Genomic DNA, 18,235 nt, shown 5'->3' with positions numbered 1-18,235 from the left:
CACTCTCTTAACACACTCTCTCACAATTTACGTGAAGAACTGTCATTCAAACCAACATTGCTAATGGATTTTCAATTATCTTCTTAAAAGTCTGCGCAAGCTCTGCGGCTAAAACACCATCGACAGCACGATGATCAGCAGAAAGTGTAACCGACATAACTGTCGCGATGGCTAATGCACCATTTTTAACAACGGCACGTTGCTCTCCTGCACCAATCGCAAAAATCGTCGCATGTGGTGGATTAAGGATAGCAGAAAAACTTTTTACACCATACATCCCCATATTTGATACAGCGGTTGTTCCTCCCTGATATTCTTCCATTTTTAACTTTTGCTCACGGGCACGCTTTGCAAAATCCTTCATCTCTTTGGAAATAAGCGATAACGGCTTTTCCTCTGCATGGCGAATAATCGGCGTAATTAATCCATTGGGAATAGAAACAGCAACCCCAACATCACAATGTTTATGATGAAGTATTCCACCTTCAAGCCAAGAGACATTTGCATCAGGAACCGCTTTCAAAGAAAGTGCGACAGCTTTGATTACCATATCATTGACAGAAAGCTTATAAGTAGGCTTAGCTTCTTCCTGAATCTTAACCATTGGTGCAGCAGTATTCAGTTGTGTACGCAGCGTTAATAACGCATCAAGTTCACAATCTACCGTTACATAGAAATGCGGGACTCTCTGTTTTGATTCTATCAAACGTGTAGCAATCGTTTTCCGCATATTATTATGGGGTGCGAAAGTATATTCATCCTCTTTAAAGAGTTTCAATATCTTTTTGTCAGAATCTCCTGCTGCGAACGCCTCTGCTATCTGTGATGAATAAGAAGCTTTAGAAATATCACCACTCACAGCTTTTTCTACATCACACTTGATAATACGACCATGCGGACCACTTCCAGAAATAAGAGATAAATCAAGACCTGCCTGAGAAGCTAATCGCCGTGCTAAGGGAGAAGCAAAAAGACGAGTCCTCTTTTTATCTTGCTGTATTGATTGCTGAGCTGATGATTCATGGGACATTTTTGTAACCTTTGTGTCCGTCTGCTTCAGAGAATCTATTTGTTTTACGCCCTCTGGTTCTTGTCTTGTACAAGAAGAGATCTCTTCTGCAACTTTTGCAGCTTCAGCCAGATCTTCACCTTCTTCTGCTAAAACAACAATCAAAGCATTCACTTTAACGCCTTGTGTTCCAGCAGGAACAACAATTTTGGCAACCGTGCCTTCATCAACGGCTTCGACTTCCATTGTCGCTTTATCCGTCTCAATTTCAGCAATAACATCACCAGAGGAAACCTTATCACCCTCCTTAATATTCCATTTTGTTAAATTCCCCTCTTCCATCGTAGGAGAAAGCGCTGGCATTGTAATTTTAATGGGCATTGTGCTTTCCTCCGTTATGCTCTGTTGTACGTCACAGCCTTAACGGCCTCAATAATTTCAGCAGTATTAGGCAAAGCCAACTTCTCAAGATTAGCAGCATAAGGCATCGGAACATCTTTGCCAGAAATCGTTGCAATTGGTGCATCAAGATAGTCAAAAGCCTGCTGCATAACACGCGTTGCTATTTCAGTTCCCACAGATGATTGAGGAAATCCCTCTTCAACTGTTACCAAACGACCTGTTTTTTTAACGGAAGAAAGAATTGTTGGAAGATCCATCGGGCGAATGGTTCGTAAATCAATCACTTCAACGTCAATACCAAGTTTTTCAATTTCTGGCAACGCTTGAACAGCGTAATGCATTCCAATCCCACATGCAACAATCGTCACATCTTGTCCAGACTTATGAATCCGTGCCCGACCAATAGGCAAAACAAAATCATCGAGTTGAGGAACCTCAAATTGATGCCCATACAAAATCTCATTTTCAAGAAAAATAACAGGATTATCATCACGAATAGCCGCTTTCAGCAAACCTTTTGCATCTGAAGCACTATAAGGCATGACAACTTTTAAACCTGGCACATGACCATACCATGCTGCATAGCATTGAGAATGTTGAGCGCCAACACGGGCAGCCGCGCCATTGGGGCCACGAAAAACCATAGGAGCGGTCATTTGTCCACCAGACATATAACGTGTTTTTGCTGCTGAGTTAATAATTTGGTCCATTGCCTGCATAGCAAAATTAAAGGTCATAAACTCGACAATGGGACGTAACCCTCCAAAAGCAGCCCCAACAGCCAACCCAGCAAAGCCGTGCTCTGTAATTGGGGTATCAATAACGCGCCGTTCCCCGAATTCTTCCAACAAACCTTGGCTAACCTTATAGGCACCTTGATATTGCGCGACCTCTTCCCCCATGAGAAAAACTTTTTCATCACGCCGCATTTCTTCAGCCAAAGCCTGATTAAGCGCTTCACGAACCGTCATTGTAACCATTTGTGTTCCCACTGGAATATCAAAATCAGGAGACGTATCAAAAGTAGGAATTTGCGGAACTGAAGAAGGCAGAGAAGAAGAGGACGCTTTAGGTTTTTCTGTTGTATCAGTAGGTTGCGAAATATCCTCAGCACGCTCACCTTCTTCTAACAAAACCGCAATAACAGTGTTAACCTTTACGCCTTCAGAACCTTCAGGCACAAAAACTTTACCAAGAGTTCCTTCATCAACAGCCTCTACTTCCATTGTAGCCTTATCCGTTTCAATTTCAGCAATAACATCGCCAGAGCTAACCTTATCACCTTCTTTCTTGAGCCATTTAGACAGTTTACCTTCTTCCATAGTTGGTGAAAGCGCCGGCATCAAAATATCAATAGACATACTTGCTTCCCTCACGTCAAACTAAAATATCAGTATAGAGCTCAGAAGCATCTGGCTCTTGATCACTTTGTGCAAAATCTGCTGCATCAGCAACAATTGCACGGACCTCTTTCTCAATAGACTTTAAATTATCTTCGCTGGCCCAACCTTGTTTAAGAATCCGACTTTTTACTTGATCAATCGGATCATGTTCCTCTTTTATTTTTTGGACTTCTTCCTTTGAACGATATTTTGCTGGATCAGACATGGAATGACCACGATAGCGATAGGTCTGCATATCAAGAATGATCGGCCCTTTACCCGAGCGTGCCCAAGAAATTGCTTCATCAGCAGCTCCTTTTACTGATCGAACATCCATACCGTTAACAACAATACCTGGAATTTCAAAAGAAAGCCCCCGACGAGAAAAATCAGTTTCTGCAGATGCACGTGAAACGGATGTTCCCATAGCATACTGATTGTTTTCAATAATATAAACAACGGGCAGCTTCCAAAGTGAAGCCATATTAAAACTTTCGTAAACCTGCCCCTGATTTGCAGCACCATCACCAAAATAAACCAATGTCACATTATCTTTACCAAGATATTGATTCGAAAATGCCAAACCTGAGCCAATGGAAACCTGTGCACCAACAATACCGTGTCCACCATAAAAGTTCTTTTCTTTAGAGAACATATGCATCGAACCACCTTTCCCTTTGGAAAAGCCCCCTTGACGTCCCGTTAATTCTGCCATGACACCACGTGGGCTCATCCCAACTGCTAACATATGTCCATGATCACGGTAAGACGTAATAACCTGATCACCTTCTTTGGCTGCCTTTAAAGTTCCTATAACAACAGCTTCTTGTCCAATATAAAGATGACAAAATCCCCCAATAAGCCCCATACCATAAAGTTGTCCTGCTTTTTCTTCAAAACGGCGTATTAAAAGCATTTCACGATAGGCATCAATTTCTTCCTCTTTTGTAAAATCTGCTATTGGTGCTTTCTTTGTGGTGCTTGATAATGCAGTGTGCGCTACCGACGCAGAATTTTTTTTAAGTCGTTCTGCCATATTAAACTCCCTTTTATGATTATTTAGGAATAACCTTTACGAACAAAAGTTACAAGTCTTATCAATCGGCTTAAACAATATCATTGCTGTTTGTTGTTTAAATTAAGCAATTTCTCATTTACCTTTGCTGTCATTTCAAGGCATTAAAATTGTCAATTCATTTGGCTTAGAAAAGTTTAAATTCTTTCGGACATACTCATCCAACATGTCCTTTTCGATATGCCCATTGCGTAAAAGAGAAATACGCTTTTCAATGAATTCACGCTCAGCTTCTATTTTATGAAGCTCCTTTTCTAATTCGCTAATATGTTGATTAACTTCACTGCGTGAATATAATCCATACTCACCATGATAAATATGGTAACTGAAATAGCTTAAAACACCCACCGTCATAAGAGGTAGTACAAAGCGTACTTTGATTGATCGACGTTTCTGCTTTGTCCACATAAAATAGTACAGTCTCTACAGCAAAAATTTCTTAATATTTTGCCTAACTATGCACGATTTTGATTAACACCTCATTACTTAATCTACACACGCAAATAATTTGTTATCACCAATTTATCCCCCCTGAAATACAATCAAAGTAAGCTGAATGCCTCACTTTTTATATGACAAATATTAGACATCCCACTAACTTGTGATTTTACACCCATCTTTGTCCTTAAAATTTCCTGTTAAAATGACTATAAAATCAATCAATATCCAAGGCATAATTATAAAAATAATCCCTAACCCAAAAGTAAATGGTAGAGTGATTATACTTAGTATATTTATAAAAAGCATTACAATGCCTGTTATAATTTTACCAACCATAAAACGATGAATTCCTAGTCCACCTAAAAAAACAAATGACCGCTAACGTCACTTTTGATTGTTGTGACTGACCTTCAGTCAAGATAGGGAAAATAGATTTAATGGTATCCCCTTTCACACACAAAATCATAGCGCTTACCATCAACCCCTGAAATGAAATAATCTCCTTGATCATGACCAATAATCTTACCTTTAATCTTACCTTTCATCTTCACCACCTATAAAATTGTTATTCATAAAGAAGTTTTTCTTCTAATATGATATATGTTAGATAAATCTCACTGCATGAATACAATCTGTATTCACCGTGATATATGACAATTTAAAAAGCTTAAAATTCCCCAACAACTTAAAATTCCCGCGATTATAAGTGGTAATACAAAGCACGCTGTTCGATTTGTACTTTTATTTTCTTCATATGAAATAGTACAGTCTTTTTCAATAGTTTTATTTAAATATTCATAATTTTCTTTAATATTTCACATTTAAAGACATATATTAAAATAATTTACATTATTAAATTAATATATTGACAATATTAAAAGTAAAGAAAGTGCCTCACTCTTTACTTTTTATATTATTCTAAAATTTCTACCAATCTATAATTTTATCCCCATTGTCATCCCTAAAATATCCGGATAAAATAACTATAAAATCAATAAATGACCAAGGCATAGTTATTAACAATATCCCTAATCCCAGAAACGGTATACTTAGTAGGCTTATAAGAAGCTTTACAATGCCCGTTCCAACTTTACCTGCCATAAAGTGATAAATTCCCAACCATCCAAAAAACCAACAAACAAGTGCTATCGCCAATCTTGATTTTTCTGACTGCGATTCACTCAAAAGAGGGAGAACAGATTTAACAACATTATCTTCATATACAAAATCAATGGTATCCCCTACCTTTGGTGTTTTTTTCTAACCAATCGAAACTCGAAAATTGATAACGCTTACCATCAGCCCCTGAAACGAAATAATCTCCTTGATCCTGACCAATAATCTTACCTTTCATCCTCGACCACCTATAAAGCCACTCCTCATGTGTTATTCATAAAGAGACTATTTCTTTTTATAGTATGTTGATTAACCTCACGGCGTAAAAAAAAACGCACAAGAACTGTGATAAACATGAAATTAAAATAGTTTGGAGCCCCCCAATAATCTAATGTTTTCTGCTGCTATAAGCAGCAACACAAAACACATCTTAATTGATTTACCTCGTTGTTTCACCCATATAAAATAGCACAGTCTTTTTCAATACTTTTACTTAACTGTGCATATTTTTCTTAACATCTCATATTAAAGAAATAGAGTACAATAACTTTGCATGATGCATGCTTAATATATTGATCAAAATAAAGCAAACTAAATTACTTTCTCTTATTATAAATAATTTTACAAATCTGTAATCTGATTCCCATTTTTATCCGTAAATTTTCCAGCAACAATGAGTATAAAATCAACAATTGCCCAAATACCAGTAATCACCAATCCAGCAAGAGATAAAGATAAAACAAGCATTAAAATACCCGTCCGAACTCTCCCCACCATAAAACGATGAACGCCAAAAATACCTGCACACCAACAAAGGAGTGCAAACATTATCTTTGAGTTCTCTGTATCTGGTCTCAACAATGGAAAAACAGAACTGACCACACCCCCTTCACAGACAAAATCAACAGTATCACCAATCCTTGCCGGTTTCTTTCCCAACCAATCCCAAGTCGCAAACTGATAACGCTTACCATCATCACCTGAAACGAGATACGTTCCTTGATCTTGACTAATAATTACACCTCTCATCTTAATCCCTATAAATTTAAATGCCTATAAAATGATTGCTCTACGCTTTTGATAAGAAATCTCAATTTCATAATCTAAATGATATTATATTTTCATATTTTGTACTCACAACGATCAACGATATATATCACCAGCATAACGTGCTTGCCCCCCCAGCATTTCTTCAATACGAATAAGTTGATTGTACTTTGCTAATCTATCTGAACGTGCAAGAGAACCTGTTTTAATTTGTCCACAGTTCGTTGCAACTGCAAGATCTGCAATGAAAGAATCTTCTGTCTCGCCTGAGCGATGAGATATAATGGCACGATAACCTGCTTTATGTGCGACTTCTACAGCATCAAGTGTTTCACTCAATGTTCCAATTTGATTAACTTTTATGAGAATAGAATTACCTACCCCCATTTTGATACCATCACGCAAACGTGCTGAATTTGTTACAAACAAATCATCGCCAACAAGCTGACATTTCTCTCCAATTGTGTCAGTGAGGAGTCTCCAACCTTCCCAATCATCCTCTGCCATTCCATCTTCAATCGTAATAATAGGATAACTTTTCACAAGATGTGCCAAATAATCTACCTGTTCTTGGATATCACGACATTTTCCCTCACCTTTATAAAAATATGAACCATTTTTATAAAATTCAGTGGAAGCACAATCTAAACCAAGTGCAATTTGCTCACCTGGTTTATAGCCACATGTTATGATTGATTCCATAATAAAATCAATTGCTTGATCTGCACTTTTAAATTGAGGTGCAAAACCACCTTCATCACCAACATTGGTATTATAACCCGCATCTTTTAAACGCTTTTTCAACACATGGAAAATTTCAGCACCATAACGGATGGCTTCTTTCACAGTGGGGGCTCCTACCGGAATAATCATAAACTCTTGAAAATCAATCAAGTTATCAGCATGAACGCCACCATTAATAATATTCATCATAGGTGTTGGAAGAATATGCGCTTGTGTACCACCAATATAACGATACAAAGGTACATTTAATGAGTCTGCGGCTGCTTTTGCAACAGCCAATGAAACACCAAGAAGTGCATTGGCACCAAGACGGGCTTTGTTTGGCGTTCCATCCAAAGCAATCATTGCTTGATCAATAGCGATTTGGTCTTTTGCATCTCGCCCACCAAGTTCTTCAAGAATTTCGCCATTAACTGCAGCTACCGCTTTTTCAACACCTTTTCCTTGATAGCGCAAACCACCATCACGAAGTTCTATAGCTTCATGCGCTCCTGTTGAAGCTCCCGATGGAACCAGAGCGCGACCGAAAGCTCCATTTTCCAAATGAACATCAACTTCTACCGTTGGATTACCACGACTATCAAGAACTTCACGTCCAATGATATCGACAATTATAGTCATATGTATTTCCTCATCCAATAAAAGCTACGATTCATTCCTAATATTGTATTCATCAAATGTTCTTTCTCTTCTCAATTTAACTTCTTTGACAGATAATCAAATTCCATTAAAGTCTCAAGTAATCTCTGTAAATCATCAACTTTAACCATATTAGGTCCATCAGAAGGGGCATGATCCGGATCTTGATGTGTTTCTAAAAAAATACCGGCAACCCCAACAGCAACAGCCGCACGTGCTAAAACTTCAACAAATTGACGCTGCCCACCAGATGATGCACCCTGCCCCCCAGGTTCTTGAACGGAATGTGTTGCATCAAAAATAACAGGAGCACCAAATGAACGTAAAATAGGCAACGAACGCATATCCGAAATAAGTCGGTTATAGCCAAATGATGTGCCGCGTTCACAAAGCATAACATTTGGATTACCACTGTGGATAACCTTTTTTAAAACATTCTCCATATCCCACGGAGCCAAAAACTGACCTTTTTTAATATTAATAATACACCCTGTTTTGGCGGCTGCGACCAAAAGATCTGTTTGACGACATAAAAAAGCAGGTATTTGTAAAATATCAACCGTAGAAGAAACAATTGTACATTGCTCTTCTGTATGTACATCAGTCAATATGGGACATCCAAACTCTTTTTTTAAATCAGAAAAAACAGCCATTGCTTTTTCAAGACCAATGCCACGTGCCGCATTCAAAGAGGTTCGGTTGGCTTTATCATAACTCGATTTATAAACAAATCCGATACCAAGCTGATCGGTAATTGTCTTAATACGACCAGCCATTTCAAAAGCATGATCCCGACTTTCCATCTGGCACGGTCCTGCAATTAATAAAAGAGGCATTTCATTTGAAAAAATAATATTTCCAACTTTCACATGGGCATTTGGTTTAATCATTTTATCCCTCAAAAGCAAAGTAACCAAATTTATGCATTAAACCAATCGGCTTTGTTCTACAGCGGCTTCAATAAAAGAAGAAAAAAGCGGATGTGGATCAAAAGGACGAGATTTTAGTTCTGGATGATATTGAACACCTATGAACCATGGATGATCTGCATATTCTATCGTTTCTGGTAAAATACCATCAGGAGACATCCCAGAAAAAATTAAACCACACTGTTCTAACTTGTCCTTATAAGCAATATTGACCTCATAACGATGACGATGTCGTTCAATAATCTTTGTCATCCCATAAATTTGAGCAATATGGCTTTCTTCTTTTAACTCAGCGGCAAAAGCACCAAGACGCATTGATCCACCGAGATCACCATTTCCTGTACGTTTTTCAAGAACGTCTCCTTTAAGCCATTCTGTCATTAAACCTACAATTGGATTTTCTGTTTCGCAAAACTCACTTGATGAAGCATCCTTAATCTGTGCAATATTGCGCGCAGCTTCTATACAAGCCAATTGCATGCCAAAGCAAATCCCTAAAAATGGCACTTTACGCTCTCGTGCAAATTGAATTGCTCGAATTTTCCCTTCTGCCCCTCGTGCTCCAAAAGCACCTGGCACTAAAACTCCATGGGCTTTTTGTAAAGCTGAGACAGAATCTTCTTTTTCAAGAAGTTGCGAATCAATCCACTCAATATTAACTTTTACTTTATTTGCTAAACCACCATGCGCAATAGCTTCGATAAGAGATTTATAAGCATCCTTTAAGCCTGTATATTTTCCTACAACAGCAATCGTCACTTCTCCTTCAGGATGGTGAATACGATTCGTAATATCTTCCCAATGCCCCATCTGAGGGGGAGGTGCCGAATCGATTCCAAAAGCGTAAAGAACTTCAGAGTCTAACCCTTCCTGATGATATGCCATGGGAACATCATAAATTGTTGGCATATCTAATGCTTGGATAACTGCATTGGAGCGGACATTGCAAAAAAGTGATAATTTGCACCGCTCTGTTTCTGGAATAGGCCGATCTGCACGCACAAGCAAAATATCAGGAGAAATACCAATTGATTGCAATTCTTTGACAGAATGTTGTGTTGGTTTCGTTTTTAATTCACCTGCCGAAGGAATATAAGGCATTAATGTAAGATGGACATAAACAACATTTTGTCGGGAGAGTTCATTACGAAGCTGACGAATCGCCTCTAGAAAAGGCATAGCTTCAATATCACCAACCGTTCCACCTATTTCACATAAAACAAAATCAAACTCTTCATTCCCCGTCGTAATGAATCTCTTAATTTCATCCGTAACATGAGGAATAACTTGAACTGTTGCCCCTAAATAGTCACCTCGCCGCTCTCGTTCAATGATATTGCGATAAATACGCCCTGTTGTAATATTATCTTGGCTATTCGCAGAACGCCCAGTAAAACGCTCATAATGGCCAAGATCAAGATCCGTTTCTGCACCATCATCGGTCACAAATACTTCACCGTGTTGATAAGGTGACATCGTACCTGGATCAACATTTAAATAAGGATCAAGTTTGCGAAGACGTACACGATAGCCGCGAGCCTGTAATAACGCTGCTAACGCCGCCGCTGCGATGCCTTTTCCAAGGGAAGAAACCACACCACCAGTAATAAAAACATAACGTGCCATGGGCTTATGGTGATAAGCAATTTATAATGATTTTTCCAGCAAAAAAATGCAAAAAGAAACAATTTTTCTTCTAAAATAAAAAAGGTGAAAAAATCACCTTTTTAAAAAGTCTATATTTTCTTAAAAAACTATTTTGTACTGTTATCCGGAACTGTATTTTCAAGAACCGGTGGAACTGGACTTTCTGCTTCAGGATTTGTGGACTGTTTCTGTTCTTGCGGGGAATTCGAAGTGCCTCCTAGCTGTTCAAGAATAGAAGGGGAAGACTTACCATCTGATGATGGGACTGATCCTGATCCTTTATTGATAGAATTCTGCTCTGAATTAACCGGTATACGCTTTAAAATATCAGAACTAGAATTTGATATATTACCCACCACGGTAAGTCCAATAGATACAACAAAAAAACAACAGGCTAAAATAGCCGTCAAACGTGTTAAAGGGTTTCGAGATCCACGGGTTTTCATCAACCCTGAGCTATTACTCACACCTAGCCCACCACCTTCTGAAGGTTGGATTAATATAATACCAACCAAAGTAATCACAATCAACAAATGAATAACGATAAGTACTGTTTGCATAAACCCTACTCTTCAAATAACTCTTTAATAGCTATTTACACATAAATAACACGCAATCCAAGGGAAAACTCAAATTTCTCTGCTATAGTTTACGACAAACATCGCAAATAGTTAAAAAATCAATCGCTTTTAAGCTTGCTCCACCTATCAAAGCCCCATTAACATGAGGAATGCTTAAAAGCTCAAATGCATTGGATGGCTTTACAGATCCACCATAAAGCAAACGTATCTTACTGCCCTCATCACCAAAACGAAAGCGCACCTTATCACGAATAAAATGATGTACTTTTGCAATATCTTCTGGAGTCGCTATATTGCCGGTGCCTATCGCCCAAACAGGTTCATAAGCGATAATGGTATTCTCTGCTGTTGCACCATCTGGTAAAGATTCTTCAAGCTGCTGCGCGAGAATATCCAGCACTTTGTTATTATTACGCTCCTCCAATGTTTCACCAATACACACAAGAGCCACAAGAGCTGCTCGCCACGCAGCTTGCACTTTGGCACAGACAATCGCATCATTTTCCTGATATACTATACGACGTTCTGAATGCCCAATAATGACATGACTTGCTCCTGCTTCTTTAAGCATAAAAGCTGAAATATCTCCGGTATAAGGACCATGATCATCAAAATGACAATTTTGTCCTCCCAAAAGGAGATTTTCACCATTCAGCATATCAGAAGCACGTGATAAAAGCGTTGCTGGGACACAAATAAGCGCCTCAAAAAGATGACAGAGATCAGAGTTAACGCCTGTAGCAATAGCACGCAACTCTCCAAGTGATTCACTCGTTCCATTCATTTTCCAATTCCCAGCAAGAAAAGGCCGAATATTTGGAGACATATTTTTACCTCAAGAACTCTTACAATCCATTGTTTATCTGTAGGTACCAAATTATAACATGAAAGCAAATCTTTAAAAGCTTGCATCTTTCGTCTCTTTATTGCAAATTCTATTACTGCTTTGATAATAATTTATGGTAAAAATGGGATTGAACAATGCTTGACGTCATAAGAAGTGCTACAAATTCTTGGATTTTCAGAATTTTCCTTGCTATTTTACTCTTATGCTTCATTCTTTTATGGGGGATACCGCAGTTACACACAAAAAGCGAAAGAGATCTTATTACTTCTGGAAAGTCCACAGTAACTGTCGATGATTATCGTCTCGCACTTGCCGATCAAAGTGCACGTTTAGCACAGGTGGCTCATCTTGGACGAATGTTTACAGCAAATGAAATGCAGCAATACCAAATTCCCGCTTTTGTGTTTAATCAATTACAACAAAATGTACTGCTTGATGAACAAGCCCGTAAAATGAAAATAAGTCTTTCAAAAGATACAATAGCTCATACGATTGGTTCTGATAAGATGTTCCAAGTCAATGGCACCTTTGATAAAAATTTATTTTATAACTACCTTCAGAATTTACGTATCAGTGAAAGTGCTTTTCTTAATTATTACACCAAACAAGAAAAGCGTAACCAACTTATTTCAGCTTTACTCTCTGATATGAAAGCACCAAATCTCTTTTATAAAGCACTTGCTCTTTATCAAGGAGAAATGCGTATTGCTGATTATCTCGTTATTGATCTAAAGGAAAAGCAAACAATTGCTGATCCTGATCACGAAACACTAAAAAAATGGTTTGAAGCACATCAAAGTCAATTTCGTGCTCCAGAATACCGCACTGTCTCTTTATTATCTATGGAGCTTAATGATTTCGTAAAACCTAAAGATATCTCAACAGATGAGGCGAAAGCCTATTATACACAAAATGCTTCACGTTTTGTAACGCCTGAAAAGCGTACTTTCGAGGAACTGCGATTCCCCTCGCGCGAAGAAGCCGATAATGCAGCAAAAAAAATAGCTGATGGATTGAGTTTTGATGAACTAGTAAAAGCTGAAAAAAAGACTCTGAATGATATAAAAAAAGGTCCTCTCGCAGAAAATGAACTTCCTAATCATCTAACATCTGAAATTTTTGAACTTCAACAAGGCCAAGTCAGTGCTGTGATAAATGACTTACAGGGACCTGTTATCATTCGCGTCACGCATATTGAACCCTCAGGCTCTCTTTCTTTTGAAAGTGTAGAAGAAAATATTCGCCAAACACTTGCCAAAAATCGTGCTACTGATGATATCCGTAAAAATTATGTAGCCATTGAAAATGCTCGTTTTGAGGGTGCTTCTCTCAAAGAGCTAGCTGACCAATATAAATTATCTTTGCGCACAATTACTATCGATAAAACGGGAAAAACGCTTGAAGGTGCAATACTCACGGATTTACCTCAAAAAGATATTTTACTGAATGCCATCTATCAATCAAACGAAGGAGTTGATCTTGATCCTCTCTCTTTTCAAAATGGTGGATATCTTTGGTATAAGGTTGATAAAATTATTCCTGCCCGCGATAAGACACTTGAAGAGGCTAAGCTAGATGTTCTTTCTCAATGGAAACGTGAGGAAATCCAACGTCTTCTTGATGAAAAAGCCCAAAATGCTCTCAAACAGCTCACGGAAGGAAAAAGTCTTGTTGCTCTTGCTCGTACCCTTGGTGTTACAAAACAAACAACACCACCCCTCCGGCGTCAAGACTCATCTGAAACTCTTGGCGTTGAAGGGATTAAAGCATTATTTTCTGCTCCTAAAGGCCATTATGGCATCATAAAAGGTCCGGTGTCAACAAACCGTATCATTTATCAAATAAAGACTGTAACCATGCCTAAAGATATCACTCCTCATACTCTTTCAACTGAGGTTCGCGCCAATATAGATATGATGATAAGAGAAGATCTCAAGCTAGAAATGCTACAAGTTGCCAATAAAGAACATCCTTTGGAAATTAATAGCACAAATTATAATCAGATCTTTAACGCTCTCCAATAAAAATATTGTGCCTAATTTAAAGAACTTATTTGATCAAGTTTCTATCAGCTCTTCGTCTATAGTTGAAGAGGTAAGATAGATCTCTTGTTTACATATCTTAGGATCAGCATTTGTATAATGATTAATTCTCTCGCAAATCAGTGCATGTATGGATTTGCGAGAAAATAGTCAATGGAATGTAGAGTCGTTTTTGCAATGCATTAAAAAATATCACCCATCCAAAGGTTGTAAAGATTGTTATCCATTAAGCTATAAATGTCATCCCTATCGTCATTCATTTATAGCTCATTGTATTGCTACTCTTAATATTCATTCATAAGGAGCGTATCGCTTCTTCCTTAAATGATTTCATTTTCACACCCAACTTATAATATACAAAAAAACTATTTTTAAAACTCATTATAAAAATGAAGAAATCTTCCTCTATTCAAGACTCTCCTTCAATATGAGAAAAAACGAGTTATCATTATAAATATATTCATAGATCATAACAGTCATCAATTATGATGTTATAATTTCTCAAAAATAAGAGTTTTTTATAGACTTATAGACTTCCAAAATAGCTTCTCTCATAAAATAGAAATTTTATTTCATTTGCAAATGAGATACAATCAATATACTTAAAAGTTCTTCATCAAACGAACCAATGTATTGAGCTTTATCTCATATTTTTCTTTCTCTGCATCTCACCCATCCAATACACTGCATAGAACATATTACTGATAAAGAAATACACCTTATTTTCAAGATCATAAAATTTCCTATTCTTTTGTACTCATAACAACCAAAACATCAACATTTTTTATAACAAAAAAATGGTTTGGAATCACAATAGCGCCTTTTATTTTCATATAAGAAAACTAGTCTATACGTTACGCATTCCAACGTGGTAATATTCTTTTACAATATCTTTGGAAAATTGCCGCTTATTGCTGCCCTTGTTATCAACCAATAGCGATATATCAATGGCAAAGTTGCACTCTCTTGAAAAAGAGCAGACCCCAGCTGTATAGCTTTTTGAAGAGAAGCCGGTACAATAACCAATGGAAGAAAAGCTGGCTTAAGAATTCTAGGTAAAGCACAAGAATACTCGTAAAATTGGGTATAATGATCGCGCGATAATGCTACCATAGCTTCAACAATACGACCCTTTTGTTGATCACTGAGACGGTGAGATTCCAAATCTTCCCTATTCACTCCTACAGCCTTTAATATATCAGTAGGTAAATAATATTGATAGCGTGGTTGTATGAATGATAAAAGACGCAATACACCGCTTAATCCTTGAGAAATCCCTCCATGTTCATAGATATCTGTAAACTCTTGTGCAGTATCAGGATCTAATATCTGACAAGAAAGCTGTAAAATTATGCTTGCTGTCTCACCACAATAATGCTCGAGATCATGAAGTGTTTCTATTGGATTGTGATAAAGATCTAAAATTTGTGCATTACAATAACGTAAAAAAGCTGTCTTAGGTAAGTTAAAAAGAGTTATCGCTTTCAATAAATCACTCAAAATTGGACTATTTCCGCTCGTTTGCATTTCACCATGAGCAATAGAATCATACCACCAACGTAACCGTATTTCTCCTATGAGGGGCTCATGTACACTTTCGCGAATACGAGAAACTTCAGCATTAAATGCGTAAAGAGCAGCTAATGCTTGGCGCTTTTTTTTAGGTGCAAATAAAACCGATATATAGCGATCACGATCTATGGTACGTAAAATATCAAGACAATAAGGAAGAGAGCCTATCATTCTATGAACCTATTAACATCCCTTTTTTAGCAATTAAATTAATATCTTTTTATTCATATTAAAAAATGAGGGATAAGCAAATACAGTTCAGAAAACAATGTGTCTCTTAATTGTATTATGAATTTAAATTTCTTTTCTAGTCACTTCTCGTTTTAGAAAGAAAAAATTAAATAAATAGTTTTTCTGATACAACTTATCTTATCAGACCTAAAGTTTTCATTTGCAGTAAAAAAAAGCTAAAAACTAATCGTAACATACATGGTAAAACTTAGAATAACAAACAACGCAAAACACTTTTTCACTGAATAGATAACAATGTTATTTTATAAAAAATGCACTAATCACAAAAACTTCATCAAATCATTGAGCTCTTCCCCTTCCTAAAGGAAAAAGATTCCTACCAATACCAATTTGTAAAAAATCCAATTACTCTCGGTGAGTTTCTATTACTATCAATACATTGATTTATAATCATAATTTATTGTTTTATATATTAAATTAGAATCTCAAATATTGCAGAATGCTTTCATTTCAAACCAATTCCGTGTTGAATCCAATCAAAACTATTCCCTTGCACGTCACAAGCGGGGCTGGATTGTAGGTAAAAACTGTATAAGAAAGAATTAAAAATGCCACTTATGAACTGTCTCAAGTGCCAAGAGTTGATCCCTCATGTGATTTATTAGGAACTACGAGCAAGCTCTACCTTGAATACTTGCAGTTGTATTTAAAAACACTTAAATGTGTTAAGTTATGTATATTCTATATCCCTTATCTTACCGCCTTAAACGACGGAATTTTACGGCCTGCAAAAATAATCACACAAGTCTTTCACACTAGGCGAGAGCATTTGTTTTATTAAACAATACTCTATTCTACCGCAAATAATAACGCTGCTACAGCGCGATCTTCAGCCAATAAAACATTAAATGTACGCACCGCTGCTCCCGTACTCATTGTATCTGATGAAATACGTTTTTCCCATAAAAGCATCCGTAACTCTTCAGGTAATCGCAATAATTCAATTCCAGTACCTATTAATAAAACCTCGATTTCAGAAGCTTCTTCTAAAATACGAGATATATCCCCTTGAGTGGGGATAGGCCCTGCCATGTCAATGCCATAAATACCTGATGGTACACAAATAATAGAACCTCTATGAGACATATCAGCAAAACGAAATCCACCATTTCCATAAGCATCAATAGATGCGCGACCTGGAAAATGTGCTTCACGAATTTGAATTGCATCGAACATGAACAAGCACCTTTTATTTTTGAATAATCCAATTGTCTTTGCTACTTCTCACCATAAAAATTAAAGTAAGGCTGATACAAACATTGATATTTTAACCATAGCCTAGTATTGAAGTGAAAATTTTTATATAAAACCCTAATCTTCTCATACAATAAATATATGAAAATTTGATAATAAACCGCGATCAAATCGCTATACCTGCTTAAATAAATTTATCTTTTAAAAAGTTTTCTCAGCTTATTTACTCACAAATTTCTTTTTATAGAAACGATGATCTTGTTTAAAAAACAGAAAAAATTGTGTAATACTCTATAAATAAAGCAACTATTTTAATAATCTCAAGAAAACAAAAATCCCAATTTTCTGTAGCTACTATAAAAGCCACTTTTCCAATGAAATTGTCTTGATTTTGCCAAGCTTTTTATAAAAATGCTTAAAAAATGTAATAAACTGCCATTACACCTTAAGATGCATTATCCTTTGATATAGCTTTTTTCTCTTTAGAGATACTCATGTTTTCTTTCGTTGTCGTTTTAGATTTAGACTTTTGTGGTGTTTTTGCTTTAGCGCTAAGTTTTGATTTTTTTTCTGCAATCGGCTCACCTTTAACGCGCACATCAGCTAATGTTGAGCGAATAACACGAATATTCATACTCTCACCAATTTCAACCTCTAATTCACCACTCTCGTCGTGAACCTTCGTAACCTTGCCGATAATACCACCACCCGTTATAACTGTATCACCACGACGTACTGCATTAAGCATTTCTTGGCGTTTTTTCATTTGGGCACGCTGTGGACGAATGATAAAAAAATACATAATTGCAAAAATTAAAATGAGCGGGATAGCGCTAACAAATGAAACTCCACCGGAAACATCGCCTGCAACTTGAGCATAAGCGTTCGTAATAAACATTTTTATCTCCTATAGTTAAACTTCAGGTATTTCCCACTCTATTAAAAAAATCCCGATTCAGAAAAAATTCTAAAGAATCTATCGCAAAAAGCAATGACTACACGATCTAATCTCAGTTTTACAAAAATGCAATAAATCCTTAAGAAACAGATTTATTTTCCTCTATTATACATCCTACAATATAAATCTCTTCACTAACTCAATAAATGATACAAAATAATTTTTCTAATGAAAAAACTTTAATTTATATAGATAATTCACCGTTTTTGATATCGAATGACAAACCTAAATACAGTGAAACGCTCTCATTTCATACCCGCTGAATGAATCAAAACGATTTTCTTGCACGCCACACACAGAAATGAGCCTGTAGATAAAAACTTTTTAAGAAAGACGTAAATATCTCTTTTCATACCTC

The 18,235-nt window shown here is 36.8% G+C and carries 14 protein-coding genes and 2 pseudogenes; 1 reads left to right on the top strand and 15 read right to left on the bottom strand.

What is annotated here, in order from left to right; translation table 11 throughout:
* Window positions 1-46: 46 nt before the first annotated feature.
* The 12 genes and pseudogenes from QHG57_RS05150 to tpiA all read right to left on the bottom strand — a co-directional run bounded on the left by QHG57_RS05150 (window position 47) and on the right by tpiA (window position 11,838).
* The gene (locus QHG57_RS05150; RefSeq protein ID WP_330167413.1) at window positions 47-1,390 is read right to left on the bottom strand and encodes a pyruvate dehydrogenase complex dihydrolipoamide acetyltransferase; all 1,344 of its coding nucleotides are present in this window, start codon (window positions 1,388-1,390) and stop codon (window positions 47-49) included.
* A gap of 14 nt (window positions 1,391-1,404) precedes the next feature.
* Window positions 1,405-2,772 (bottom strand): pyruvate dehydrogenase complex E1 component subunit beta, encoded by a 1,368-nt coding sequence (locus tag QHG57_RS05145; protein ID WP_330168858.1) that lies wholly within the window; start codon window positions 2,770-2,772, stop codon window positions 1,405-1,407.
* A gap of 16 nt (window positions 2,773-2,788) precedes the next feature.
* Window positions 2,789-3,829 carry a pyruvate dehydrogenase (acetyl-transferring) E1 component subunit alpha gene (gene pdhA, locus QHG57_RS05140; RefSeq protein WP_330167411.1) on the bottom strand — a complete coding sequence of 347 codons (1,041 nt, stop codon included), beginning with the start codon at window positions 3,827-3,829 and terminating at the stop codon, window positions 2,789-2,791.
* Between the two features lie 135 nt (window positions 3,830-3,964).
* Complete coding sequence (locus tag QHG57_RS05135; protein WP_330167410.1) at window positions 3,965-4,276, bottom strand: FtsB family cell division protein; 312 nt, start codon at window positions 4,274-4,276, stop codon at window positions 3,965-3,967.
* 186 nt (window positions 4,277-4,462) lie between these two features.
* Window positions 4,463-4,842 (bottom strand): annotated as a pseudogene (locus QHG57_RS05130) (TM2 domain-containing protein).
* Window positions 4,843-5,236: 394 nt separating this feature from the next.
* Window positions 5,237-5,663, bottom strand: a pseudogene (locus QHG57_RS05125) (TM2 domain-containing protein).
* A gap of 383 nt (window positions 5,664-6,046) precedes the next feature.
* Complete coding sequence (locus QHG57_RS05120; RefSeq protein WP_330167409.1) at window positions 6,047-6,454, bottom strand: NINE protein; 408 nt, start codon at window positions 6,452-6,454, stop codon at window positions 6,047-6,049.
* Window positions 6,455-6,568: 114 nt separating this feature from the next.
* Window positions 6,569-7,837, bottom strand: coding sequence for a phosphopyruvate hydratase (eno, locus tag QHG57_RS05115; protein ID WP_330167408.1), 1,269 nt, complete (start codon window positions 7,835-7,837; stop codon window positions 6,569-6,571).
* A gap of 71 nt (window positions 7,838-7,908) precedes the next feature.
* Complete coding sequence (gene kdsA, locus QHG57_RS05110) at window positions 7,909-8,745, bottom strand: 3-deoxy-8-phosphooctulonate synthase (protein WP_330167407.1); 837 nt, start codon at window positions 8,743-8,745, stop codon at window positions 7,909-7,911.
* A 36-nt stretch (window positions 8,746-8,781) separates the two neighbouring features.
* Complete coding sequence (gene pyrG, locus QHG57_RS05105; RefSeq protein WP_330167406.1) at window positions 8,782-10,410, bottom strand: CTP synthase; 1,629 nt, start codon at window positions 10,408-10,410, stop codon at window positions 8,782-8,784.
* 128 nt (window positions 10,411-10,538) lie between these two features.
* Window positions 10,539-10,991, bottom strand: a complete 453-nt coding sequence (secG, locus tag QHG57_RS05100) for a preprotein translocase subunit SecG (protein ID WP_330167405.1) — start codon at window positions 10,989-10,991, stop codon at window positions 10,539-10,541.
* An 82-nt stretch (window positions 10,992-11,073) separates the two neighbouring features.
* Window positions 11,074-11,838: a triose-phosphate isomerase gene (gene tpiA, locus QHG57_RS05095; RefSeq protein ID WP_330167404.1), complete on the bottom strand. Its 765-nt coding sequence runs from the start codon at window positions 11,836-11,838 to the stop codon at window positions 11,074-11,076.
* Between the two features lie 155 nt (window positions 11,839-11,993).
* Here tpiA and QHG57_RS05090 point away from each other — a divergent pair, with 155 nt between their 5' ends.
* The gene (locus QHG57_RS05090; protein ID WP_330168857.1) at window positions 11,994-13,883 is read left to right on the top strand and encodes a peptidyl-prolyl cis-trans isomerase; all 1,890 of its coding nucleotides are present in this window, start codon (window positions 11,994-11,996) and stop codon (window positions 13,881-13,883) included.
* A 900-nt stretch (window positions 13,884-14,783) separates the two neighbouring features.
* Here the strand turns inward: QHG57_RS05090 and QHG57_RS05085 are convergent.
* The 3 genes from QHG57_RS05085 to yajC form a co-directional block, all read right to left on the bottom strand.
* A complete protein-coding gene (locus tag QHG57_RS05085) occupies window positions 14,784-15,644 on the bottom strand; it encodes a phytoene/squalene synthase family protein (RefSeq protein WP_330167402.1) in 861 nt (286 codons plus the stop codon).
* An 870-nt stretch (window positions 15,645-16,514) separates the two neighbouring features.
* Complete coding sequence (locus QHG57_RS05080) at window positions 16,515-16,901, bottom strand: Mth938-like domain-containing protein (RefSeq protein WP_330167401.1); 387 nt, start codon at window positions 16,899-16,901, stop codon at window positions 16,515-16,517.
* A 463-nt stretch (window positions 16,902-17,364) separates the two neighbouring features.
* Window positions 17,365-17,817, bottom strand: coding sequence for a preprotein translocase subunit YajC (gene yajC / locus QHG57_RS05075; protein WP_330167400.1), 453 nt, complete (start codon window positions 17,815-17,817; stop codon window positions 17,365-17,367).
* Between the last annotated feature and the right edge of the window lie 418 nt (window positions 17,818-18,235).

It is taken from the genome of Bartonella grahamii subsp. shimonis (genome assembly GCF_036327415.1).
Lineage (GTDB): Bacteria > Pseudomonadota > Alphaproteobacteria > Rhizobiales > Rhizobiaceae > Bartonella > Bartonella shimonis.
The sequence above is the reverse complement of the archived record's forward strand: the minus strand, read 5'-3'. Positions and strand labels throughout refer to the sequence as shown.